Source organism: Xanthomonas sp. LF02-5 (assembly GCF_034105325.1).
GTDB lineage: Bacteria > Pseudomonadota > Gammaproteobacteria > Xanthomonadales > Xanthomonadaceae > Xanthomonas_A > Xanthomonas_A sontii.
This window is the reverse complement of sequence record NZ_JAXGGF010000003.1, coordinates 335705-361251: the sequence shown is the minus strand read 5'-3', so window position 1 is coordinate 361251 and position 25547 is coordinate 335705. Positions and strand designations below refer to the sequence as shown.

The following is a 25547-nucleotide window of genomic DNA, read 5'->3' as shown; positions in this document are numbered from 1 at the left end:
AGTCGCTCCCACAGTGCATCTCCCCGCTATTCGCCTACGCGAACGCCTCGCTGCCGCGCATCACCGCCAGCACGTCGTGGCAGGCGCCCATGGTGTGGTAGTCGGTCTTGCCGGCCGGGCTCTTCTCGTCGCTGTAGCTGCGGTTGTCGCGGCTGAGGATGCGGAACCAGGCGCCGTAGCGGTGGTCGACCAGGTGCTCCCAGGAATACGCCCACAGCCTGTCGTAGGCGGCGCGATACGCCGCATCGCCGGTGGCGGCCAGCAGCCGCGAGGCCGCGGCGATGGCTTCGGCCTGCACCCAGAAGTACTTGTCGTCGTCGCAGAAGTAGGTCGGTGCCGCGGCCACGTCGGGCACGCCGACCACCGGCGCGTCTTCGGTGCCGGAAGCGAAGCCGTAGACGATGCCGCCATGCTGCGCGTCCCAGCCGTGCGCCAGGGCGGTGTCGAACAGGTGCCGCGCGGTCGGCAGCAGCCACGCCGGCGCGGTGCCGGTGGACGCCTGCAGGTGCCCGTGCAGCAGCACCAGCAGCTTGGACCACTCGACCTGGTGGCCGGGCTGGAAGCCCCACGGCCGGAACAGGTGCTTGGGGTTGTCGCGGTTGTAGTCCCAGTCCACCTGCCAGTCGGCGTCGTAGTGCTCCCACACCAGGCCGCCGGCCAGTGCCGCCTGGCGGCGGGTGATGTGGTCGGCCAGCAGCAGCGCGCGCTGCAGGTAGCGCGGCTCGGCGCTGGCCTCGTAGGCGGCGATCAGCGCTTCGCACAGGTGCATGTTGGCGTTCTGGCCGCGGTAGCTGGAGAACGTCCACTCCGGGGTGGCCTCGTCGCGGTACAGGCCGGCAGCGGCGTCCCAGTAGCGGGTTTCCAGCAGTTGCCAGGTCTCGTCCATCCACGCGTCGGTGTCCAGGCCGGCCTTCTTCGCGGTGGCGTAGGCCAGCAACACGAAGGCGGCGCCGTAGGCGTGCTGGGTGCGGTCCTCGGCCACGCCGTCGCGCAGGGTCCACACGTAGCCGCCGCTGGCGGTATCGCGGTGCACCTCGCGCAGGTAGCGCAGGCCGTGGCGCGCGGCGTCCAGGTACTCGGCGGCCAGCGCCGAGTCGGCGAACTCGATCGCCGCCATCGCGTAGTTGAAGACGAAGCGGGTGCTGCTGACCAGGTGGCGATGGCCGGCGTCGTACACGCTGCCGTCGTCGCGGAAGTAGTGGAAGAAGCCGCCCGCCGGGTCGAGCGCGCGCGGGTGGTAGAAGGCCATGGTGTCGGCGATGTGCGCGCGCAGGACGGCGGCGTCGGCGAAGTCGGGCAGGGGCGTGGCGGGCAGGTTCATGCGGTTGGCTGGCGAGCTGGGTGAGGGAGGGGAAGACGGCGGCGCACGGCGGCGGCGTGTGCGCCGCCGTGCCGGGAACGGATCAGCGGATCAGTGCATCACGCGCGCGGTCGGCGCGGTGGTTGGCGCCGCCGCCGCCAGTTCCGGCGACAGGCGCGAACCGCGCAGGCCGTACCAGACGATGTAGGCGTAGCACAGCAGCGGAATCACGAAGGCGTGCTGGATGCCGATGGCGTCGGCCAGCGCACCCTGCGCCAGCGGCACCAGAGCGCCACCGACGATGCCCATGATCAGCAGACTGGAGGCCTTGCTGGTGAGCACGCCCAGGCGCTCGATGGCCACGGTGAAGATGGTCGGGAACATGATCGAGTTGAACAGGCCGATCGCGATCACGCTCCACATCGCCACATGGCCGGTGCTGAGCATGGTGGCGATCAGCAGCAGCGAGGCGATGCCGGCGAAGGTCGCCAGCAGCTTGCGGGCCGGGACGAACTGCAGCAGCGCGGCGCCGGCGAAGCGGCCGACCATCGCGCCGCCCCAGTAGAACGGCAGATAGTGGCTGGCAGCGGCTTCGGTCAGGCCACCGGTGGTGGGGCCGGAGATGTAGTTGATCAGGAAGCTGCCGATCGACACTTCCGCACCCACGTACATGAAGATCGCCACCACGCCCCACAGCAGATGCGGGTGGCGCAGCGCGTCGGCGAAGCGGTGATGCGATTCGGCGCTGGCGTCGTTGTCCTCACGCAGCGACGGTACCCGCATCACCAGCACGAACACCGCCAGCAGCAGCAGGCCGCCGGCCAGCATCAGGTAGGGGATCTCCACCGAGCGCGCCTGCTCGATGCGATAGGCGGACAACTGCTCGGGGTTCATCGCCGCCAGCTGGTCGGCACCGAGCACCGCGCCGGCCAGGATCAGCGGGCCGATCAGCCACGGGAATACGGTGGTGCCCAGCGAGTTCAGCGCCTGGGCAAAGTTGAGCCGGCTCGGCGCCTTCTCCGGGGCGCCGATCAGGCTGATGTACGGATTGGCCGCCACCTGCAGCAGGGTGATGCCGCTGGCCAGCACGAACAGCGCGGTCAGGAACAGCGGATAGGAGGGCAGGCGCGCGGCCGGGTAGAACATCGCCGCGCCGATCGCCGCCACCACCAGGCCGATGACGATGCTGGCCTTGTAGCCGACCCGCGACACCACCGCGCCGGCCGGCACCGACATCAGGAAGTAGGCGCCGAAGAAGGTGAACTGGATCAGCATCGACTGCGCGTAGTTCATCTGGAACACGGCTTTCAGATGCGGGATCAACACGTCGTTGAGGCTGGTCAGGCCGCCCCAGGTGAAGAAGATCATGCTGACCACCGCGATGGCGGCGGTGTTGGACAGCGGGCGACGGCTCATGCAGCGACTCCGGGAACGGGCGAGAGGGCGACCCGGCTGCTGGCGCGCAGGCACAGCCGGGCGGGGGCGATGGTAAGCGCAGGCAGGGCCTGGCGGTGGCGCAGCGCGTCCAGCACCAGGCGCGCGGCCTGCATGCCGCGCTCGCGCGGGGCGACGGCGACGGTGGACAGCGGCGGGGTGGCGACGGCGGCCTCGGGAATGTCGTCGAAGCCGATCAGCGCGTAGTCGCGGCCGGCGATGCGGCCACGTTCGGCCAGGCCGCTGGCCAGGCCCAGCGCGACCACGTCGTTGTAGCAGACCAGTGCGGTCGGCAGCGGGTCGCGCGCGCACAGCGCGCCGGCCTGGCGCGCGGCTTCCAGCCGGGTCGGCGCGCATTCGATCAGCCACGCCGGGTCGACCGCGATGCCGGCGGCGGCCAGCGCTTCGCGATAGCCGGCGCGGCGCTCGGCGCAGGAACTGGACTGGCGGTGGCCGCCGAAGAAGGCGATGGCACGGTGGCCCTGCGCCAGCAGGTGTTCGGTGGCCAGGCGCGCGCCACGACGGTTGTCCAGCGCCAGCAGCGGCCAGTCGCCGTCCAGCGCGCGGTTGAACAGCAGCACCGGCAGGCGCGGCCCCAGCAGTTGGCGCAGCCGCGCCGCGTCGGTGTTCTCGGTTGGCGAGAGGATCATCGCCGCCGGGTGGTGTTCGATCAGCGAGGCCAGCACGGTCTGCTGGCGCTCCGGCGATTCGCCGGTGCTGCCCATCAGCATCACGTAGCCGGCCTCGGCCAGCGCCGCGTCCACGCCGCCAGCGAACTCGGCGAAGAACGGATTGGCCAGGTCGTTGACCACCAGCGCCACCGCATTGGACGCGCGGCCGCGCAGGCTGGCCGCGCCGCGGTGGTAGACGTAGCCCTGGCGGGCGATCTCCGCCGCCACCCGCGCGCGCGTGTCCGCATGCACCAGCGGGCTGTTGCGCAGCACCAGCGACACGGTCGCCCGCGACACGCCGCAGGCGGCGGCGATGTCGGACACGGTGACGCGTTTGTCGGCGGGAGACGGCGCCACGGCGGATTAGACCGGTTCAAAAGGTCGCTCATCCTGCGCCGTCGTGATCCGATCCGCATTTTGCAGTGCAGCAAGGCATTGCGGTGGCTTTGTGCTATCCGTTTGGATCGATTCGATACGGGGAGCCTGCCATGCGCAGCTCGAGGACGCTGGGCGGCGCTGCCGCACTGCTGCTGGCCGCGCTATGGCCGATCGCGCCCGCCGCCGCTGCAACCGGCGCCACCGCCGGCGAGCGTGCGGTAGCGGCGGTGGACCCCTTCATCGGCACCGGCGGCGAGGGCCACACCTATCCCGGCGCCACCGTGCCGTTCGGCATGGTCCAACTGAGCCCGGACACGCGCATCCAGCCGCGCAAGGACGCCTACGGCTGGGCGGCCGGCTACCGCTACGACGACCGCAGCCTGGTCGGCTTCTCGCATACGCACTTCTCCGGCACCGGCCACTCTGACCTGGGCGACGTGCTGCTGATGCCGATCAGCGGTGCGGTGCGCCTGGAGCGTGGCGACCCGGACAAGCCCGGCAGCGGCTACAGCGCGCGCTTCCGCCACGACGACGAGCGCGCCGAGCCGGGCTACTACGCGGTGACCTTGGACGACTACAAAGTACGCGCCGAACTCACCGCCAGCGCCCGCGTCGGCGTGCACCGCTACACCTACCCGGCCGGCCAGCCGGCGCACGTGCTGCTGGACCTGCGCACCAGCCTGTACGACTACCCGGGCAAGATCAGCTGGTCGCGGCTGCGCCTGCGCGCCGACGGCACCGTCACCGGCTTCCGCGAGACCCGCGGCTGGGCGCCGGGGCGGCAGCTGTACTTCGCCCTACGCTTCTCGCAGCCGCTGCGCGGCCACGCCTTCCACAACACCGAGCAGGACATTCCCTACAAGGGCTTTCCGCCGCCGGGCGACAACGACCCCACCCAGCGCGCGCAGATCGAAGGCCGGCAACTGGTGGGATCGTTCGACTTTGGCGACGCCCTGCGCGGGCCGCTGCTGGTCAAGGTGGCGATCTCGCCGGTCAGCGAGGACAGCGCCATCGCCAATCTCGAGGCCGAAGTGCCGGGCTGGGATTTCGACGGCGTGCGCCGCGCGGCACGCGCGCAATGGGCGCAGGCGCTGGGCGCGGTGGAGGTGGACGCGCCGCCTGCGCAACGCACCCAGTTCTACACCGCGCTGTACCACAGCCTGCTCGGCCCGACCCTGTTCATGGACAGCGACGGCCGCTATCGCGGGCCGGACAACGCCGTGCACCAGGCGCAGGGCTACACCCACTATTCGACCTTCTCGCTGTGGGACACCTACCGCGCGCTGCATCCGCTGCTGACCATCGTGCAGCCACCCCAACGCACCAACGACATCGTCAACTCGCTGCTCGCGCACCAGCGCGAAAGCCCCTACGGCGTGCTGCCGGTGTGGGCGTTCCATGGTCTGGAGACCTGGTGCATGATCGGCTACCACGCGGTGCCGGTGATCGCCGACGCGTACATGAAGGGCATCCGCGGCTACGACACCGACGCCGCGCTCAAGGCCATGGTGGCCAGCGCCAACTACGGCCCCTACGACGGCATCGCCCAGTACCGCGAACTTGGCTACGTGCCGATCGACGAGGAAGGCGAGGCCGCCTCCAAGACCCTGGAATACGCCTTCGACGACTGGACCATCGCGCGCATGGCCAAGGAGATGGGCCGCAGCGAGGTCGCCGCCGCCTTCGCCAAGCGCGCCGGGAACTGGCGCAACGCCTTCGACCCGGACACCGGCTTCATGCGCGCGCGCAAGCGCGACGGCGCCTTCCGCACTCCGTTCGATCCGGACGCCAGCGGCTACGGCACCGACTACACCGAAGGCAACGCCTGGCAGTACTCCTGGTACGTGCCGCAGGACGTGGCCGGCCTGGCGCGTGCGCACGGTGGCGACGACAAGCTGCTGGCGCGGCTGGACCAAGTGTTCGACGCCAAGGTCGATCCCAAGGTGTTCGCGCACATGGAGGACATCACCGGCCTGATCGGCTGGTATGCGCACGGCAACGAGCCCAGCCACCACGTCGCCTATCTGTATGCCTATGCCGGGCAGCCGTGGCGCACCCAGGCGCGGCTGCAGCAGATCATGCGCAGCCAGTACGCCGCGCGCCCGGACGGGCTGGCCGGCAACGACGACATGGGACAGATGTCGGCCTGGTACGTGTTCACCGCGCTGGGCTTCTACCCGGTGGCGCCGGCCAGCAACCAGTATATCCTCGGCCGCCCGTTCCTGCCGCGCGCCACCCTGGCGCTGCCCAACGGCAAGCGCTTCACCGTGATCGCCGACGGCCTGGACGACGCGCATCCCTATGTCGGCAGCGTCACCCTCAACGGGCGGCCGCTGAACCGCGCGTTCCTGCGCCACGAGGAACTCATGGCCGGCGGCGAACTGCGCTTCACCCTGCAGGCCACGCCCAACACCGCCTGGGCGGCGGCCGGCGCCGAGCGCGCCTATTCGATGAGCGAGTGAAGGGCGCTCCACCTATTTCCGGGAGATGTCCCGTAAGAGCGGCTTCAGCCGCGACGGGGCATTCCCGGTCGAGCCCTGTCGGCTGAAGCCGCCCCACTGGGGCTTGCGGCGAGCCCGCCCGGTGCACTGTGGGAGGGACTTCAGTCGCGACTGCTGTAGCAATCGGTCATTGGATGGCTTCACTCGTCGCGACTGAAGTCGCTCCCACAGGGGCTTGCGGTGCGCCTGCCGGGTGCACAGTGGGAGGGACTTCAGTCCCGACGCATTGCGCCATCGGAAAGCACATCACTTCGAGCGTCGCGGAGGCATGACAGTTGATCCCCGCGTGGGTTTACGGCGAGCCTGCCGGGTGCATTGTGAGAGGGGCTTCAGTCCCGACTGCTGTAGCAATCGGTCATTGGATGGCTTCACTCGTCGCGACTGAAGGCGCTCCCACAGGGGCTTACGGCGAGCCTGCCGGGTGCACTGTGGGAGGGACTTCAGTCCCGACGCATTGCGCCATCGGAAAGTACATCACTTCGCGCATTGCGGCGGCATCACGGTTGGCTCCCAGGGGCCAGCGGCATCCGGATGGAGTGTGGTGGCAGTAAGTTCGTAGATGCGTTGAAGCCGCGCCGACGTGAGTCTGCACCTGGAAGACGGCCGAGGCCTCTGCGCCGCACTACGGCCTCGTGCGCGACGCAAGCGCGAGCGTCAGCATCGCGTGAATTCGGCGTGACCTGCATTGCGCATGGCGTCGCGCAGCGTGCGCCGCCACACCCTGTCACAGCGCGTCGCATCACATGCACGCGCATTTAATGTCATCCACACATTCCATTTGCGGCGTTCGTGGTCTTGTAGCGCGGCTGCATCGCATCGCGCGGACCGGGTGCGCCGGCGCCGTCGCCATCCCTGGAAGCGCGACCGCGTGCAGGCGCATCCCGTTCCGATGCCCTTGCCATGCGACGGCGCAGTCCGCGCTGCCGGCAACGGTGCGCAGAGGCGACGTGTCCTTCTCATTCGTCGAACGGGATCTTCCGAATGCATGTCTGCCTGCTGTCCCTCTTTCCTCCTCACGATGCGGCCGCGCTGGACGCGGCCATGGCGGCGGCACAGGCACAGGGCTGCGATCACATCGTCTTGCCCAATCCGTTCGCACAGGATGCGCAGGGCCGTCTGCACGACCCCGCAGCCGACGACGCGGCGGGCCAGACACAGTTGCGCCACTGGCTGCAGCGCGCCGAACAGCACGGCCTGCGCGTGCTGCTGGACCTGCGCATCGATGAGATCGGCGGCGGCAGCCGCCTGTTGCAGGAACATCCGCACTGGTTCCGCGCACGCAGCTCGGCGCTACCGGATCCGCGCGCCGAACGCGCCGCGCCGGATATTGCGGTGGGCCGCTTCGCCTCTGCGGAAGAAGGGGCGGGCCTGGCGCAGTGGTGGAGTGCGCGCCTGGTCGACTGGTTGCGCAGCGGCGTAGCCGGCTTCCGTGTGCTGCAGCCACAGCGCATCCCGGCGCCGTTGTGGCGCACGCTGATCGACGGGGTCCACGCACAGGCGCCGCAGGCGCGGGTGTTGGCGTGGACGCCCGGCTTGGGCCTGGACGCCTTGCGCGGCCTGGCGGGCGCCGGCTTCGATGCCGCGTTCTCCTCGCTGGCCTGGTGGGACGGCCGCGGCGACTGGTTCTTCGACGAGGACAGCGCCCTGCGTGCGCTGGCGCGTTGCGTGGTCGCCACCGTCGATGCCGAGACGGCCTCGGATACGCCACTGCCCTTGCCGCGCGCGCAGCGGCAGCGCCTGGCCGCGGCATTCGGTGGGGCCTGGGCGATCTCAGCACAGGACACATTGATGGAACACGGGCAGCCCGCGCCTGCGCAGCACGGCACCTCCGAGAGCGATGCGTCCACGTCGGCTGCGTCGTTGCCCGACGCCACCGCAGCGCTGCGCCTGCGCCCGCTGCTGCGCGACGGCGCGCTCACCGCGGTGGCGGTGGAACCGCTGGACGCCGCGCCATGGCTGGTGCTGCTCAACAGCGATCGCGACCACTTGCTGCCGGTACCGGGGCCGGCGCTGCTGCGCCTGCTCGGCGACAGCGAAGGTTTGCTCAGCGACCATGGCGAGCCGATCCAGGGCGAGCAGGGCGGTACCCTGGAAGCGGGCGAGGTGCGCATCTACCGCAGCCTGCCGGCGCGCCCGGTGCTGACCGCCGCACGGGCGCGCACGCCCGCCGAGGTCGCCGCGGGCGAGGCGCGGGTGTGCATCGAGGCGGTGACGCCGTCGGTGGACGACGGCCGCTTTCCGGTCAAGCGCACGGTAGGTGACCGCGTGTGCGTGGAAGCCGATGCGTTCTGCGACGGCCACGACCGCATCGCCGTTGCGTTGTTGTGGCGCGCCGCCGATGCGCGCACCTGGTCGAGCGCGCCGATGCGCGCGCTCGGCAACGACCGCTGGCGCGGCGAGTTCCCGCTGCAGCGCCTGGGCCGCTACGAGTTCCGCATCGAAGCCTGGCGCGATGTGTACGCCACCACTCATGCCGACCTGGAAAAGAAGCGCGCTGCCGGCACGCTGCTGCCGGTGGATGTGCAGGAGGCCCTGGCCCAGGTCGAGGCGGCGCGTGGGCGCAGCCGCGGCGCGTTGGCGACGCGCTTGAAAGCCATCGCCACTCGCATCGCCCGCACCGACGACCTGGCCGAGAAGGCGCAGCTGCTGCTCGAACCCGACACCGCCGAAGCGATGGCGCGCGCCGACGCCAAGCCGTTCCGCACCGAATACCCGATGACGTTCCGGGTCGAGGCCGAACGCCGCGCCGCGCACTTCGCCAGTTGGTACGAGTTGTTCCCGCGCTCGCAGAGCGGCGATCCGCAGCGCCACGGCACCTTCGACGACGTGATCGCGCGGCTGCCGCACATCCAGGCGATGGGCTTCGACGTGCTGTACATGCCGCCGATCCATCCCATCGGCGAGAAGAACCGCAAGGGCCGCAACAACGCGGTGACCGCCGAGCCGGGCGAACCCGGCAGCCCGTATGCGATCGGCTCGGCCGAGGGCGGCCATACCGAGGTGCATCCGGAGCTGGGCGGGCTCGAAGGATTCCGCCGCCTGCGCGCAGCCGTGGCTGCGCACGGCCTGGAACTGGCCCTGGACTTCGCCATCCAGTGCGCGCCGGATCATCCGTGGCTGCGCGACCATCCCGACTGGTTCACCTGGCGCGCCGACGGCTCCATCCCGTACGCGGAGAACCCGCCGAAGAAATACCAGGACATCGTCAACGTCGACTTCTACGCCAGCGGCGCGGTGCCGGCGCTGTGGAACGCGCTGCGCGATGCGGTGCTGTTCTGGGTCAACGAAGGCGTCACGCTGTTCCGCGTCGACAACCCGCATACCAAGCCGTTCCCGTTCTGGGAATGGCTGATCGCCGAGGTGCGCGGGCGCCATCCGCAGGTGGTGTTCCTGTCTGAGGCCTTCACCCGGCCCAAGCCGATGTACCGGCTGGCCAAGGTCGGCTTCTCGCAGTCCTACACCTACTTCACCTGGCGCCAGCACAAGGCCGAGCTGCAGGCCTATATCGAGGAACTCAACAGCGGCGCGCCCAGCGAGTGCTTCCGCCCGCACTTCTTCGTCAACACGCCGGACATCAATCCGCTGTTCCTGCAGCACAGCGGGCGCAGCGGGCACTTGATCCGCGCCGCGCTGGCGACCACGCTGTCCGGGTTGTGGGGCATGTACCAGGGCTTCGAGCTGTGCGAGGCCACGCCGCTGCCGGGCAAGGAGGAATACCTCGACTCGGAGAAGTACCAGTTGCGCGTGTGGCCGGAGCGCGCACCGGGCGACATCGTCGAGGAGATCACCCGCTTCAATCTGCTGCGCCGCCAGCATCCGGAGCTGCAGTCGCACCTGGGCACGCGCTTCTACGTCGCGCACAACGAGCAGGTGCTGTACTTCGGCAAGTTCCTCGACGCCGCACACCTGGCGCGCGGACGCAGCCTGGTGCTGGTGGCGGTGAGCCTGGACCCGCATGCGGCGCAGAACGCGCAGATCGAAGTGCCGCTGTGGGAGCTGGGCCTGCCCGACCACGCCAGCGTCGCCGTGCGCGACCTGTGGGACGGCCACGACTTCGCCTGGTACGGCAAGACCCAACACATCCGCCTCGATCCGTCGCGGCCGTTCTCCCTGTGGCGCATCCGCGCCGGAGTTCTTGCATGAATGTCGCCGCGCCGTCGTCCCCCCAACTCGAGCCGCGCGCACCGGCCGGCGATGCGCGCTGGTACAAGGACGCGATCATCTACCAGGTGCACGTCAAGTCGTTCTTCGATTCCAACGACGACGGCATCGGCGACTTCCCCGGGCTGATCTCCAAGCTCGACTACATCGCCGACCTGGGCGTGGACACCATCTGGCTGCTGCCGTTCTACCCCAGCCCGCGCCGCGACGACGGCTACGACATCGCCGAGTACATGGCGGTGCATCCGGACTACGGCAGCATCGCCGACTTCCAGCGCTTCGTGGAGCAGGCGCACGCGCGCGGCATCCGCATCGTCACCGAACTGGTGATCAACCACACCTCCGACCAGCACCCCTGGTTCCAGCGTGCGCGCATGGCTCCGGCCGGCTCGCCGGAGCGCGCGTTCTACGTGTGGTCCGACAGCGACCAGGACTACGCCGGCACCCGCATCATCTTCTGCGACACCGAGAAGTCCAACTGGACCTGGGACCCGGAGGCCGGCCAGTACTTCTGGCACCGCTTCTACTCGCACCAGCCGGACCTGAACTTCGACAACCCGGCGGTCATGGAAGCCGTGCTGGAAGTGATGCGCTTCTGGCTGGACCTGGGCGTGGACGGCCTGCGCCTGGACGCGGTGCCGTACCTGATCGAGCGCGAGGGCACCTCCAACGAGAACCTGCCCGAGACCCACGCCATCCTGCGCCGCATCCGCGCCACGCTCGATGCCGAGTACCCGGACCGCATGCTGCTGGCCGAGGCCAACATGTGGCCGGAAGACACCCAGCAGTACTTCGGCGAGAACGCCGACGAATGCCACATGGCGTTCCACTTCCCGCTGATGCCGCGCATGTACATGGCGATCGCGCGCGAGGACCGCTTCCCCATCACCGACATCATGCGCCAGACCCCGGAGATCCCGGAGAGCTGCCAGTGGGCGATCTTCCTGCGCAACCACGACGAGTTGACCCTGGAGATGGTCACCGACTCCGAGCGCGATTACCTGTGGCAGACCTACGCCGCGGATCGCCGCGCGCGCATCAACCTCGGCATCCGCCGGCGCCTGGCGCCGCTGCTGGAGCGCGACCGCCGCCGCATCGAACTGATGACCTCGCTGCTGCTGACCATGCCCGGCACGCCGGTGCTGTACTACGGCGATGAGATCGGCATGGGCGACAACATCCATCTCGGCGACCGCGACGGCGTGCGCACACCGATGCAATGGTCGATCGACCGCAATGGCGGCTTCTCGCGCGCCGATCCAGCCGCGCTGGTGCTGCCGCCGATCATGGACCCGCTGTACGGCTTCCAAGCGGTCAACGTGGAGGCGCAGCAGCGCGACCAGTACTCGTTGCTGACCTGGACCCGCCGCGTGCTGTCGGTGCGCAAGCGCTACCGCGCCTTCGGCCGCGGCGCCCTGCGCTTCCTGTATCCGGGCAACCGCCGCCTGCTCGCCTACCTGCGCTGCCACGAGGACGAGACCGTGCTGTGCGTGGCCAACCTCTCGCATACGCTGCAGGCGGTGGAACTGGACCTGTCCGAGTTCGAGGGCCGGGTGCCGGTGGACATCCTCGGTGGCGGCAGCTTCCCGCCGATCGGGCGCCTGACCTATCTGCTCACCGTGCCGGCGTTCGGCTTCTACGCCTTCCAACTGGTCGGCAACGCCACGCTGCCGGACTGGCACGTGCCGGCGCCAGTGCCGCTGCCGGATTACCAGACCCTGGTGCTGCGTGGCGGCACCGACAGTGCCGGCCTGCAGCCGCACCTGCCGACGCTGGAGCGCGACATCCTGCCGGCGTGGCTGTCCACGCGGCGCTGGTTCGCGGCCAAGGACCGCGCGCTGCGCAGCGTGCGCATCGCAAGGCGCACGCCGTTGTCCGGCGGCGACGGCCTGACCCTGCTGGAGATTGAGGCGGAGCTGGACGACGGCGCCCACGAGCGCTACATCCTGCCGCTGGGCATCGTCTGGGAGCGCGAGCAGCCGAGCGTGCTGGCCGAGCAACTGGCGCTGGCGCGCGTGCGCCACGGCCGCGAGGTCGGCTACCTGACTGACGCCTTCGCGCTGAAGCCCTTTACCCTGAGCATGCTCGCCGCGTTGCGCGACAAGGCGGAACTGCGCGTGGACGGCGAGACCGGCATCGAAGTGACCGCGGAGCGTATCCGCTTCTGCCCGACACCGGCGCTGCAGCGCGTGGATATCCCCGCCGATCCGGAGATCCGCTGGCTGTCGGCGGAGCAAAGCAACAGCTCGTTGATCGTCGGCGACGCGGCGGTGTTCAAGCTGCTGCGACGCGTGTCGGCCGGCATCAACCCGGAGATCGAGATCGGCGAGCGCCTCACCGCGTTGGGCTACGCCAACGCCGCGCCACTGCTGGGTCATGTCGCCCGCGTCGAGGCCGACGGTAGCGAGACCACACTGGCGCTGCTGCAGGGCTTCGTGCGCAACCAGGGCGATGCCTGGCGCTGGACCCTGGATCATCTCGCACGCGGCGCCGAGGAATACGATGCCGCCCAGGACGATGCAGCGCGGCTGGAGAGCGTGGCCGGCTACGACGCCTTCGCCGCGCTGGTCGGCCGGCGCCTGGCCGAACTGCACGCGGTGCTGGCACAACCCACCGACGCGCCCGCCTTCGCGCCGCAGCCGGTGGACGCGGCCGCCGCGCAGCAGGTGGTGGACGGCGTGGTGCACGAAGTGCAGGCGATGTGGGACACGCTCATCGCGCATCGCGACGCCAACGACGACCCGGCCGAACACGCCGCGGTGGACAGCCTGCTGGCCGAACGCGCGCGCCTGGATGCCTGGCTGCAGCAGGCGCCGTCGCTGTTGTCCGGTGCGCTGCTGACCCGCGTGCATGGCGATTTCCACCTCGGCCAGATCCTGGTCGCGTTCGACGACGTGGTGCTGATCGACTTCGAAGGCGAGCCAGCCAAGTCGCTGGACGAACGCCGCGCCAAGGCCAGCCCGCTCCATGACGTGGCCGGTTTCCTGCGCTCGCTCGACTATGCCAGCGAAGTCTCCGCGCGCGGCGAAGAAGGCACCGCGGCGCGTGTGGGCGCGGGTTTGGACACCGCGCAGGAGGCCTACCTGGCCGCGTTCCGCAGCCGCGCCAGCGCCGCGTTCCTGTCGGCCTACCGTGCCGTGCTCGATGCGAGCCCGCATCCGTGGGTGGCGCCGGCTGCGTTCGAGGCCACCACTTTGCTCTTCCTGATCGAGAAGGCCTGCTATGAAATTCGCTACGAGGCCGCCAACCGCCCGGCATGGATCATGGTGCCCATACAGGGACTGTTGCGCATACTCGACCGCTTTCCCGCGCCCCAGGAGTCGATTCGATGAGTGATGCCGTCCACGTCTGGGACGACGCGACGCAACGCGCCTTCGCCACCGCCCGCCACGGCGACCCGTTCGCCGTGCTGGGCGCGCATCGCCTCGGCGAGGCGCGGGTGCTGCGCAGCTACCAGCCGGGCGCCGATGCGGTGCTGGCGGTGCTGGAGGACGGCAGCGAGGTGCCGCTGCAGCAGGGACCGGAAGGCTTCTTCCACGCCGAATTGCCGGGCGAGGGGCGCTACCGCCTGCACATCCGCTGGCCCGGCGGCGAGCAGGACACCGCCGACGCCTACGCCTTCGGCCCACAACTGAGCGACTTCGACCTGCACCTGATCGCCGAAGGCCATCACCTGCACTTGGCCGATGCGCTGGGCGCCAACGTGGTCGAGGTCGACGGCGAACGCGGCACCCGCTTCGCAGTGTGGGCGCCCAACGCCTCGCGCGTGGCGTTGATCGGCGACTTCAACAGCTGGGACGCGCGCCGTCACCCGATGCGCCTGCGCCACCAGGCCGGCGTGTGGGAACTGTTCGTGCCCGGCGTCGGCCCCGGCGCCCGCTACAAGTTCGCGCTGCGCGGCCCGCGCGGCGAAGACCTGCCGGCCAAGGCCGACCCGGTCGCGCGCCAGGCCGAACTGGCGCCCGGCACCGCCTCCATCGTCGCCGACCCCACGCCGTTCCAGTGGCGCGACGACGCCTGGATGGCCACCCGCGCGCGCCGCCACGCCCCGCAAGCGCCGATCAGCGTGTACGAGGTGCACGCCGGCTCGTGGATGCACGCCGCCGACGGCAGCCTGCTCGACTGGGACGCGCTGGCCGAGCGGCTGATTCCGTACGTCGCCGACATGGGCTTCACCCACATCGAACTGCTGCCGGTCACCGAGCATCCGTTCGGCGGCTCCTGGGGCTACCAGCCGCTGGGCCTGTTCGCGCCCACCGCGCGCTTCGGCAGCCCGGAAGGCTTCGCTCGCTTCGTCGATCGCTGCCACCGCGAGGATATCGGCGTCATCGTCGACTGGGTGCCGGCGCATTTCCCCACCGACGCGCACGGCCTGGCCCACTTCGACGGCACCGCCCTGTACGAACACGCCGACCCGCGCGAAGGTTTCCACCGCGACTGGAACACGCTCATCTACAACCACGGCCGTCGCGAAGTCTCCGGCTTCCTGATCGCCAGCGCGTTGGAGTTCCTGCAGCGCTACCACGTCGACGGCCTGCGCGTGGACGCGGTCGCCTCCATGCTCTACCGCGACTACAGCCGCAACGCCGGCGAGTGGGTGCCCAACATCCACGGCGGCCGCGAGAACTACGAGAGCATCGCCTTCCTGCGCCGGCTCAACCAGGTGGTGGCCGAGCAGGCGCCCGGCGCCATGACCATCGCCGAAGAATCCACCGCCTGGCCCGGCGTCACCGCCGACCTCGCCCACGGCGGCCTGGGCTTCGACTACAAGTGGAACATGGGCTGGATGCACGACAGCCTGCACTACATCGAACTGGACCCGATCTACCGCCGCTACCACCACGGCGAGATGACCTTCAGCATGGTCTACGCGTATTCCGAGCGCTTCATGCTGCCCATCTCCCACGACGAAGTGGTGCACGGCAAGCGCTCCCTGCTCGGACGCATGCCCGGCGACGACTGGCAGCGCTTCGCCAACCTGCGCGCCTACCTCGGCTACATGTACACCCACCCCGGGCGCAAACTGCTGTTCATGGGCTGCGAGATCGCCCAGCCCACCGAGTGGAACCACGACGCCGCACTGCCCTGGCACCTGCTCGACCAACCCAACCACCGCGGCATCCAGCGCCTGGTCCGCGACCTCAACCGCCTCTACGCCGAACACCCCGCACTGCATGCCCGCGACGACGAACCGGAAGGTTTCGCCTGGGTCATCGGCGACGACGCCGGCAACAGCCTGTTCGCCTACCTGCGCAAGGCCCGCAGCGGCGACACCCCGCTGCTGGTGGTGGCCAACCTCACCCCGCAGGTCCACCACGGCTACCGCATCGGCGTGCCCCGCGCCGGCCGCTGGCGCGAACTGCTCAACTCCGACAGCGAAATCTACGGCGGCAGCAACACCGGCAACGGCGGCAGCGTGCGCGCCGAGAACGTCGGCGCGCATGGCCATCCGGCGTCGCTGACGCTGACCATCCCGCCGCTGGCGGTGCTGGTGCTGGGGGTGGAGGAGTAGGGCGAGAAAGCAGAACTGGCCGCGGCTAGAGGGCGCAAAGAGCTGGCTCGGAAGAAGCCGGCTGTTGTGGGAGGGACTTCAGTCCCGACGCTTTCCCGATCCACTGTCAGCACCCGAGCCGCAACCACACAAGATGTCAGGGATTCGCACCGATCAGGTGCAGTCCCTGGCGCTCAGCTCGCTGCGCCCACAAGGCCGAGAGCAATTCTCGGCCCCGTCTACCGCCCCGGGCAGACAGCCCACCACCCCGACCGGTAAACTCACGCCCGCCTCGGCGCCTTCCTCTGCATGCACGCCAGAGGCGCCAAGCCGGCGGCCGACGCATCGCCCGCTCGCTCCGGACGCGTCCGGGCCTATAGCTCAACGGTTAGAGCAGAGGACTCATAATCCTTTGGTTCCAGGTTCGAATCCTGGTGGGCCCACCACCCGAGATAAAAAATGCTTTTAAAGCATGAAGGGCTGGATGGAAAAGTGTACTGTATACAATATAAAAATGGCGCAGGTGTAAACTGTTTCACGAGCTCATAAGTCCATGTTGGCGATGCCCGTTCGCGAAAACAAAGGGGAGGCGAAATTTCTAAAAAATCGGCTTGGTTTTTAACGATTTCACGCCATGACTTTTTTCACTGGCGCATTCATTGTTTGCATATAGGGACTCCTTGGTGGCTATCCGGAGGAGCCGAGGCTTCCCCTGCTGGGTATAGATTTACTATAGCGGCAAGGACGTTATAGTGGGCGCGAACTGCATGTGCTGTTATTGTATGCCAATGCATTTGTGCTTTTAATATTTTATAGAGTCCGAATCTACTACGCTTAGCGTGCCAGAAGAAATTTAATTGGAGTGAAGAGAATGGAATCTACAAAAGACTTGTCAGGCCTTTTTTCCCGATCGCAAAAGTGGCCTTTGGCGCCCGAAGGAGCTTTGCCTGAATTGGTTTTTGGGGGGGCGCACCTGAAGGATTTATTCATTAGCTGCTTGCCTACAGCACTCGGAATGCCCTGGAGTGAGATCCGTCATTTGCTGAAGGTGCTCATAAAGCGCGAGTCGGCAAGTCTGTGGGATAGCCACCAGGACGATGACGGCGACCGCGCTGGATGGATTATCGATGTGGTATGCAATACGCCGAGTCTTCGGCGACAGCTGGCAGGCCTTAAATTAGGTATTAGTAAATGGCGGAAAAGGGGGGTGCTTAAAAGGGAGCCAGATCGAAATGATCTCACTCACATACTCTGGAGGTCCTATCAGAAATGTGAATCTGTCAAGTCCCTTGTTCAACGACTTGAGCGTTTGCTGGTGCAACATCCTACCCTGCCTCAGGGTTTATACCTCACTGCCGAAGTTGTGAAGTCGGAAAATTTTGTTGCGAGCATTGGAGATGATTTAGCGACAGTGGAGTTTGCACGCCTCGTCGTGATCTTCGCATCCCTGCTTCCGCGGGCTGAAATGATCGATCTTCTGACTGTTGCTTGCGAAGCTGGTTGCGAATTACTTGAAGCAGCCTTTGATATGAGTGAAGAGCTCGAGATGCCAAGTTTTGCATCTGAGCCAAACCCACGTTCCCCCGTTGCAGTTCATATTGAGCTTCGTCCCATAACTAAGGCCCCGCTGGAAGCGAGTAATGATGCAAGCCGTCTAATCAAGGAATTTTGGACGGCCGACGTAGATGCACGAGCAAAGCGCTCTGCGGTTGAGACAGCCTTGTCGAGTACCCCAATTGCAGTTCTTATTACTTCCACCAAGTCAAAGCTAGATGCTTTTGTGTCGAATCTTGAAGCGGCCCGAAGAAGCCACGAGGCCGCGGATGGATTGCGAGACCGAGTCAACGCGCGCATTGAATTGTCACTTGAAGCCATTAGTTCGTGCGCTGGATACAAGATCTCGTTCCGAAATGATGCGGCAAGTCATTGGGATACGATCATTCAGAGATACGTGGCGGTTGACGCCCTAAATGCACTTTTTTGCGAATATGGATTTCCGCACGCTCTTCGTGAAAAGTATCGCCGGTTTTCACATAAGGGATTTGGTCAGGAGGAACTCGAGCAGCTGTTCTATCAAGTGTCCCACCATCGGGAATGGCAGAGAGTTTCTTCTGAGTACACCGCCGAATTCCTGAGGGCCAAGCAAGGGGTGGTGGGGCGCGAGGGAGCTGATCTTGAGTCGGCAAGGGGGGATGAGCTAGCTGCCCTAGCGAACAGCTGCGTGGGACCGGAATGGATCTTGCCACGTGCGATTGGGGTGCGTGCAGCGCTTGATGCTGGGCCTGGTGATGCTAATGGTCATGTCGCAGCTCTGCTTTGCGAGAGCCAATCTACCGACTACTGTCGCTCCCTTCTCTACTTTTTTCAGGCCGATCAAATTGCGCAACTCAAGGGTGTTCACGCTAAGCGCATCGGCGCGCTTGAGTACATCCGTGACGCCTTGGAGTTCGGGCCCGTTGCACGGCTTTCGGAACCACACCCATGGTTGCGTGATACTGATGTTGTCGGCCGAAATGCAGTGGAAGCTCTTGAGATTATAGTTAACAATTCAGACCTCCTAACTGACGCCCCCACAATAGCAAGGCTTCTACGTCCGGCTGGAAGCAAACAAGCTGCCCGTGCGTTGAACGCGTTTGTATCCACTCCGATTGGCATGCAGGGCAACTTTAAACGTCTTCGCGAAATCGCGAGAGATAGATATCTGCTCCCTCTCGTTGAGCGCGATTCGCACAAAGTGGAAGAGATCAGTGCACTTATCGAAGAGCTAGAACAGGATGCGGTGGCGGATGATATCTATGCTGAGGTTGCGGTGCATAGATCTGGTGAGCTAGAAAGTAGACATATGGAGCAATTGAAGCGATATCTGTCGCGTGCGTCCAGTCACCTGAAAGACTATAAATTGGAGCTGCTTGGGCGCGCCGACGGGAGAGAAGTGGCGCTTAGAGCGGAATTATCTCGAGCGCATGACAAGCTCGCTAAAACCGCTGATGCGGGTGGTGTCTCTTGGTTCGAGTCAGAGCTGCGGAAGATCCTTTCTGGGACATCTGCGCCGCCATCATTCCCGGCATTCCAGGGTTTATCAACTTCTCTTCTTAAGACTGAGTGGGATCGATCCCATAATGACTGGGCGATGCAGAGCCTCGATCTCCCAGAACTTCATATGTCTTTGCCCGTCAGGGTTTCTGACGTGATGTATGCAGCTTTGAAATGCATGGTGGCAAATAAGAAGCCTAGCCCTGGAGATGTTATTGAAGCCCTAATTTTCGCGGGGGATCTCACATCGGCGCTAGCATATGCTCGCCTAGACACTAGCGAATTCTTGGAGCAAATTGTTCGTGATGCGGCTAGTCCTCAAACGAAACGTCTTGAGTTAAAGATGATAGAACTAACGGGGACTTTTGGACAGGCAGCAGTTGACTCTTCACCAGAGGCGAGAATATTTGAGGGCCACCTAAGAAACCTTGAAATTCCGCAGGCCGAAGGCGCGCTCGAGTTGCTAGAGTTGGCTCTTATCGAAAGAAGAAATGCGGTCGAAGAGTCTGAGCTGGATCGCTTGAGAATTTTAGATCTATTAGCAAGGATCAGCGAATGTGGAGCCTCATATGTGGGAACCAACGACGTGCCCTCACTTCATGCTGCTTGGACGCAGCTGTTGGCCCATCGTGAATCTGAAAGGGCACATCTCCAATGCCTTTTGCCCGCAGTTCGAGCAGTTGAGCAGAACTTGCCTGAGCTTGCCAGTGAGGCTGCGGACTTTCGGATCAAGGTAGAGCAGCCACGCTTCTGGCTTCCAGCCGATTCATCGGCTGACTTCGCGCTCTTCATTGAAGAATGCGGTACTAGAATCGGAAGATGGGCGGATAGTGCTTCGCTTTTGAAGCAGGAGGAACGACATGCCCTTTCAGTTCTTACGGAATGGTATTTGCGATTCATTTCTGAGCTAGTCGAAGGCCTCGCTCAGAGCGTAGAACCATCGTCAATAGCTTCTGCACTCGGCAGAGCAATGGAGGTCGCCGATAGTATTAGTACGGCGGGCTCACCTTACGCTAGCCTTTTGCAGTTGAAAGAAATCGGCGAAATAGAAGGTATCAATGGAAGATACATCGCAGAAAAAAATGTGTCAGCTCGATTGCCCGAATATACTCAATGCGGCAGCATACTTCCAGATGTCATAGCGAGACATGTAACTGATCTCGATTGGGTTACTGTAGCTGAGCTCTGCCTTCAATGGGGAGAGCGCCTCCAGCCTGAGGATGCGAACACTCTTCACCTCCTTGCTTCCGCTTGTAACGTGTTTGGCGGAGGCCAGAGGGAAATAACTCAGGAGCACGTCGAGGCTGCGGTTGGATTTTTGGTTTCAAGAACTTCCTCTGCTGCCGGCCTGACAGAGCATCAGAGAACGTTGCTGGCAAAAACTGTGCTTACGAGCGCAGTTTTGGTTGAGTCCTCCGGAGATATCACCAGGGAGAATATGGATTGGAGTTGGGGTCAAGTCCTTTCTTCAAAGGGATCGCCACTCAGGAAAGGCGCTTCCGTGGATGGATTCTCAAGTCGGGTTCTTAGCGAACTTCTTCTAGGCTTCTCGTCTGGTAGCTTCGCACATGCAGTTTGGGACGGACTATCTGGTTTGCAGGATCCTGCTCAGTTCCGCACTAGCTTATTGCTGAAGTTATATGAGCTTGAGCTTAGTGATCTGATTGGGCGACTTGCCGCGAGGCAAGAGCCAGGCATACTTCAAAAGCTCAATCACTTATTCGAGCTAAGAAGTGTCGCTTCTACTCGGCCCGATCTTGTGGCTGTATCTGTCGGTGTTGCGGATCAGATCGCCAATTCAACAAAAAACGCGCCTCTTAAAGCTTTTCTTAAGGCGCTCCCGGTGGCTTCTCAGGTCCAAATGCCAGAACTGCAAGTGAAGCCGCTATCTGATCTGTCGCTTCGCGGACAACGAGATAAGTCAACTGAGGCCAATCTTACCGTTGTAGTTAGTCCAGTCGGTTTAGTTCCTGAAAAAATCGAGGCGTTGCTACTGACCGATGACGATGTCTCATTTGCTAGTGGGGGGGTACGAAAGGAGCTTAGCTCAAGACCAATTTATTTCCCGACAGAGTTCATTCTGAGCCTTCAGTTGGGACCATCATGGGCAAGCTCTCGACTGAGTGAGAGGCCTGTAAGAGTTAGAATTCGTGCCAGGACGATCACGGGCGAGCTCTGCCAGGGCGACATGGAGGTCATTGTTCGACTTCAGCCTAGAGAGCAGGAAAGTGCTGGTCGGCTCGATGACGAGACTCTATTGGATGCCTACCCTGGGGTAAGCAACACGCCAGCTGTCGAGGGAGCTTTCGTTGGACGAATTGATGAACTGGAGCTGCTGCATAAACTGTTAGTCTCTGCGAGAAGGCCGAGTCCCGTTCTAATGGTCGGGCTGCGCCGGATCGGAAAGACATCGCTACTGTTCGCTTTGCACCACAGGCATAGGAGTTTCACGACGCCAAGTGCAGTAACGTTCTATCTGTCGCTAGCCGAGCGTCGTGTTGAATTGGTTGGAGCCAGGAGATCTGTATCTGCTGTAGTGTTTGGCGCGATAGTACACGCGCTAGTCCGCCAGAACCTGAGCTTCAACGATCACAATTATGTTCTATGCAGTAAAGTTAGGGATTTCTTCAGTAATGATGCACGGGCTGCGCGTGAAGATCTTCAGCGCTGCTTTGACGAAGAGAGCTTGGCAGATTCTCTGTCCGCGCTGAGGGAGAGACTGGCTACCTGCGTTGGAAATCCGTCTCTTCGGCTTGTAATCATGATCGATGAGGCAGAGGCATTGGTCGCTTCATATGCAGCTGGTGGGGGCAAGAGGCTAGAGCTAGAACAGTTCTTGCAAAGTATTCGAGAGTTGTCTCAGAGCGACGAAAATCTCGCGTTCCTACTTGCGGGAAGCAATCACATAAGTGTGTTTTCCCGTGAATACAAGAATGCCTTCTTTGGTAGCAGCCAAATAATTGAGCTTGCGGGCCTGAAGAGAGACAATGCTCCTGCTTTAGTGTCGCCGGTGCGAATTACGCCTTTTATCTCTTTTGACAAGGATGCGGTTGAGTACGCATATGACATCTGCGGTGGTATGCCGCAGTTCCTTTGGCAGGTGGGCGCTACGGTTTCGCACATCGTCCGGTCGGGGAATGCTACAAGAAATGAAGTGCGTAGAGCTGTTGCAATTTTGACGTCACATGAGTCGGCATCGCTGCCTTTCAAGTCGTACGAAATACTGGAGCCAATAGATAGCGTGATTGGGCTGGAAGAGGAGCGAGAGAGAGATCTGTTATGGATGCTGCTCTATAGGATTGCCCAGTCTAGCTCGCTAATAGTGGAAGAGGCAGCTACTGCATTTGTCATTGATCAGACTCTACTGCAACTCGATGACCGTGAAGCATGGAAGAAAAGGATCGCCAAGCTTGCTGAGCTTGGGGTTATAAAGATCCCGTCTTCGAGTACCGTCGCATTTCTCGTTCCAATTTTTGCCGAGGGCTTCCGCTCGGCGAGAAACTGGCAGGAATACAACATTAGGCAGCAGAAGGTGATCAAATGAGATTGTCTTGCGAATGGTTTTCTGAGAAGGCCGCTAAAGTGTGGGCGGTGCACAAGGGTAGGTCGTTCTTGGTGCTAGTTCCTCAGGGCTGTAATGATGAAGGTGTTGTAAGGTTAGTTGAAACATGGTGTTTGGGGAACTTTCAGTGCCCGTCTCCATTCATCGAGCACCAAATGCTTCTGGTGTCGCTTGTAAGCGATAGCCAACTCAGTAGCCATCAGGTGGCTGCGCGAATTGCTACACAGATAATACGTCATAGTGGTGGTGGTGATGTCAGTGTAGACGCTGAAAGCTATCCGACCGATATAATTCAGGAGGCCATAGACTTTGCGCTGGCGCGCAACCGGTATCCTTTGTTGCTTGTTCGGCGCTTTCATGCTTTCGCAAATATTCAAGATGGTGGAATGTCGTCTGTGTTGTCGCAGCTTAGATCGCTTGAAATGGAGGGGAAGCTAACGACTATAGCTTTTTCACCGATGACCTACAGCGCTATCAGGAAGTCGATGCAGGGGTCTCAGGCGTTCCTAAATTCCGTCTACGGCGATGCGCACGAACAAGCGGTGATCCAACCGATTTCTAGGGCGGAATTTGTTTCTTTTGCCACGAAGCGTGGCGTGAAAAATCATCTGGCGCAGAAGTACTTCTCTCTGGGCGGGGGGCCCGATAAGGTCTTTGATTCACTCGTCAGTGCACTGGTACTCGAAAAAGATCCGCTTTCGTATAGTTTGAGTCAGTGCTCCGAAACTATTGAAGCTTTCTTTGAGCGAACGCTGTGCGAGGCCGGCCCGTCGAAATATCAACTTCTTGGAGCGCTTTCCATGGGAAGGCTAACTATCCCTGAGGAGGCGTTCCTTAAAGTTAATCCAATGTTGGGTTTTTTTGCAAGTGAGAGTTTGGATGGAAGGCTTATCTGTAGCGCCAGAGTTCTCTCAAGGTGGATTATTTCTAGTCGCCTAGGAGGCTTTGGCGGATATGCCAATTGTATTGATCTGCTGCGGGCCGGTGAGTGGCGATGTGCCGTAGAAACCGCAAGTGAAATTACGAGTACGGATGGCCGACAGAGAGCGTTTCTTGCACTGGTGAAAATGTTAGGAGCTAGCTCCGTCGATTTGGACTCTCCTTTTTTTGGCGTAAACTGGGATGAGTTAGCTAAGTCCTGCGCCGACGCTCAGCTTGCGGCGCCACACATCCCGGATCAGCACAGGCAGTGGGTAGGAGTAGTGTGTCGCTGGTCGGAGATCGTGCGGAAAATTCACGGGTCATCGCGCTTGGAATCAGATTGCCTTACGCTAAAAGCGTCAGATAATGAGACGCGTCTTTTGTTGTTTTTTCTGATCAAACGGTACGTTCGGGAGGTCGCACGGCGTGGGTGTGGCATAGAGATGGACGACTTGATCAATATCCCTGAAGTAATTCTTCAGGCCTTGGCAATAGGCAAATGTGGAATTGATTTCAGTTCTGCGCCAGATCTTCCCAGTGATTGCAATTTTCAAGAATACTTCAGTGGCCGGGGCGAGTTTCGCCCCCCCGCTCCCGGCGTGAAATTGACGTTGGCTAATCTGATAGTTATTGTGCCCGCGATACTGCGATCGCGCGGGCTGCTTGAGGGTTTTGCGTTAATCGATCCGGTCAGGATCAAGTCGCTGCAGGGAAGTCTTGTTGAGCACGTCAGAAACAAAACTTCTCACGCGCTGGTGGAGTTGACAGTTGCGGATCGCCAGCTCCTTGCGGAGGTGTGTTTGTCTTGGATAGATGCATGGGAAGCGCTGGAGGGTGCGGGAGAAAGCGATTGGGGAGCTGGTGTGCGGTGTCCAACGGTTGATGATTTAGAGGAGATGCTGACCACTAGGTAGGCAATCTAGTTCATGAAAGAGGTCGAATTTGGCATTGCCGCGAGATAGCAGTCACATGGGTTTTATGCGTTGGTTCGGGAGCAAGGACTCCATTTGGAAGAGCATCGGCGACGTTGTAAATGCCGAGATTCTCGCAGCAGGCTCAGATCTGCATCCCTAGTTTCGGTGTTGTCTAACAGCATAGTTGCAGTGGATGGCGAAGAGGCGCAGCGCGACGCGTTTATCTGAAGGTGCTAGGTGATGGTATTAATTTCTGACTTTCAGAGAAAGCAGGTGGCAAAGCGTGCCAGCTTGCATCAATTCCTATCGGACGAGGTCTAAAGCATATTGGCGCGAATGCGCTCTATCGTCAGTAACAGCTGATGCTAGCATCAGCAGGTTCTAAAGTTAATCAATGCGCGCCGTTGCGGACTGTAGCTAAAGAAGATGCGTGGCGTAGCGCTATCCGTTGCTTGAAGGGAGGTTGCTGGATGAAGCCGCGCCGCGAGGCGGCGTCGGCTTGAATGTCATGTTGGACCGCCTATCGGCAAGTCTCAACGCCAAAGCTACTGATGCTGCAGCGCGTTGCGCTGCCCTTGTCGTCGCGACGCGTCGTGTTGCCGAAGGAGGGCGTCGCGCCGCGAACCACGTTGCCCTAATCGCTACGGGTCGTGGTATTGCCGTAGGAGTCGGTGCTGCTGCGCGTCACGCTTCCGTCGTCGCCGCGGCAGGTCTTGTTGCCGTAGGAGTCCGAGGAGCAGCGAATCGTGTTGCCCTGGTCGTCACGGGTTGTGGTGTTGCCGTAGGAGTCTTTGCTGGTGCGCGTCACGCTTCCGTCGTCGCCGCGGCATGTTGTGTTGCCGTACGAGTCCGTCGAGCAGCGTGTTGTGTCGGCGAGTGCGCTCGACGTTGCCAGCAGTCCAGCCAAAATTGCGAGTGTGGCCATTTTCATTTTGAAACCCCTGTGTGTGTGGAGCGATCCAGCGCTTGCCAGTGTAGCCGTTGATCGCCAGTCAGGCAGGGCGCTCTATCGCCTTCGATCACCCCTCGTCGCGGGACGGTGCAGCGTCATCCTTCTTCGTATTCAACGCAACGCGATCGATGCTGGATCGCGTGTCGATACGGAGACGAACTGTTGCGCAGCAGCATGCAACTCATCAAAAGGCGTGTTACTACTAGCTCAGTTGGATCGATCCAAAGCC

10 protein-coding genes and 1 tRNA gene are annotated in these 25547 nt (G+C 63.2%); 7 read left to right on the top strand and 4 right to left on the bottom strand.

The window, feature by feature from the left end; translation table 11 throughout:
* Window positions 1–34: 34 nt before the first annotated feature.
* The 3 genes from SLW52_RS10605 to SLW52_RS10595 form a co-directional block, all read right to left on the bottom strand.
* Window positions 35–1321, bottom strand: coding sequence for an AGE family epimerase/isomerase (locus SLW52_RS10605; protein WP_320740185.1), 1287 nt, complete (start codon window positions 1319–1321; stop codon window positions 35–37).
* 90 nt (window positions 1322–1411) lie between these two features.
* Window positions 1412–2716 (bottom strand): sugar MFS transporter, encoded by a 1305-nt coding sequence (locus tag SLW52_RS10600; RefSeq protein WP_017911893.1) that lies wholly within the window; start codon window positions 2714–2716, stop codon window positions 1412–1414.
* Window positions 2713–3762, bottom strand: a complete 1050-nt coding sequence (locus SLW52_RS10595; RefSeq protein WP_150410424.1) for a LacI family DNA-binding transcriptional regulator — start codon at window positions 3760–3762, stop codon at window positions 2713–2715. The genes SLW52_RS10600 and SLW52_RS10595 overlap by 4 nt, the downstream gene beginning before the upstream one ends.
* A 131-nt stretch (window positions 3763–3893) precedes the next feature.
* Here SLW52_RS10595 and SLW52_RS10590 point away from each other — a divergent pair, with 131 nt between their 5' ends.
* The 7 genes from SLW52_RS10590 to SLW52_RS10560 all read left to right on the top strand — a co-directional run bounded on the left by SLW52_RS10590 (window position 3894) and on the right by SLW52_RS10560 (window position 24366).
* A complete protein-coding gene (locus SLW52_RS10590; protein ID WP_320740186.1) occupies window positions 3894–6245 on the top strand; it encodes a GH92 family glycosyl hydrolase in 2352 nt (783 codons plus the stop codon).
* A gap of 1080 nt (window positions 6246–7325) precedes the next feature.
* Window positions 7326–10427, top strand: a complete 3102-nt coding sequence (locus SLW52_RS10585) for a maltotransferase domain-containing protein (protein ID WP_320740294.1) — start codon at window positions 7326–7328, stop codon at window positions 10425–10427.
* Window positions 10424–13777, top strand: a complete 3354-nt coding sequence (gene treS / locus SLW52_RS10580; protein ID WP_320740187.1) for a maltose alpha-D-glucosyltransferase — start codon at window positions 10424–10426, stop codon at window positions 13775–13777. The genes SLW52_RS10585 and treS overlap by 4 nt, the downstream gene beginning before the upstream one ends.
* A complete protein-coding gene (glgB, locus tag SLW52_RS10575; protein ID WP_320740188.1) occupies window positions 13774–15957 on the top strand; it encodes a 1,4-alpha-glucan branching protein GlgB in 2184 nt (727 codons plus the stop codon). The genes treS and glgB overlap by 4 nt, the downstream gene beginning before the upstream one ends.
* Window positions 15958–16306: 349 nt before the next feature.
* Window positions 16307–16382 (top strand) — tRNA-Ile (locus tag SLW52_RS10570).
* A 425-nt stretch (window positions 16383–16807) separates the two neighbouring features.
* The gene (locus tag SLW52_RS10565) at window positions 16808–22513 is read left to right on the top strand and encodes a hypothetical protein (protein ID WP_320740189.1); all 5706 of its coding nucleotides are present in this window, start codon (window positions 16808–16810) and stop codon (window positions 22511–22513) included.
* A gap of 173 nt (window positions 22514–22686) precedes the next feature.
* A complete protein-coding gene (locus SLW52_RS10560; RefSeq protein WP_320740190.1) occupies window positions 22687–24366 on the top strand; it encodes a hypothetical protein in 1680 nt (559 codons plus the stop codon).
* A gap of 634 nt (window positions 24367–25000) precedes the next feature.
* Here the strand turns inward: SLW52_RS10560 and SLW52_RS10555 are convergent.
* A complete protein-coding gene (locus SLW52_RS10555) occupies window positions 25001–25297 on the bottom strand; it encodes a hypothetical protein (RefSeq protein ID WP_320740191.1) in 297 nt (98 codons plus the stop codon).
* Window positions 25298–25547 lie beyond the last annotated feature (250 nt).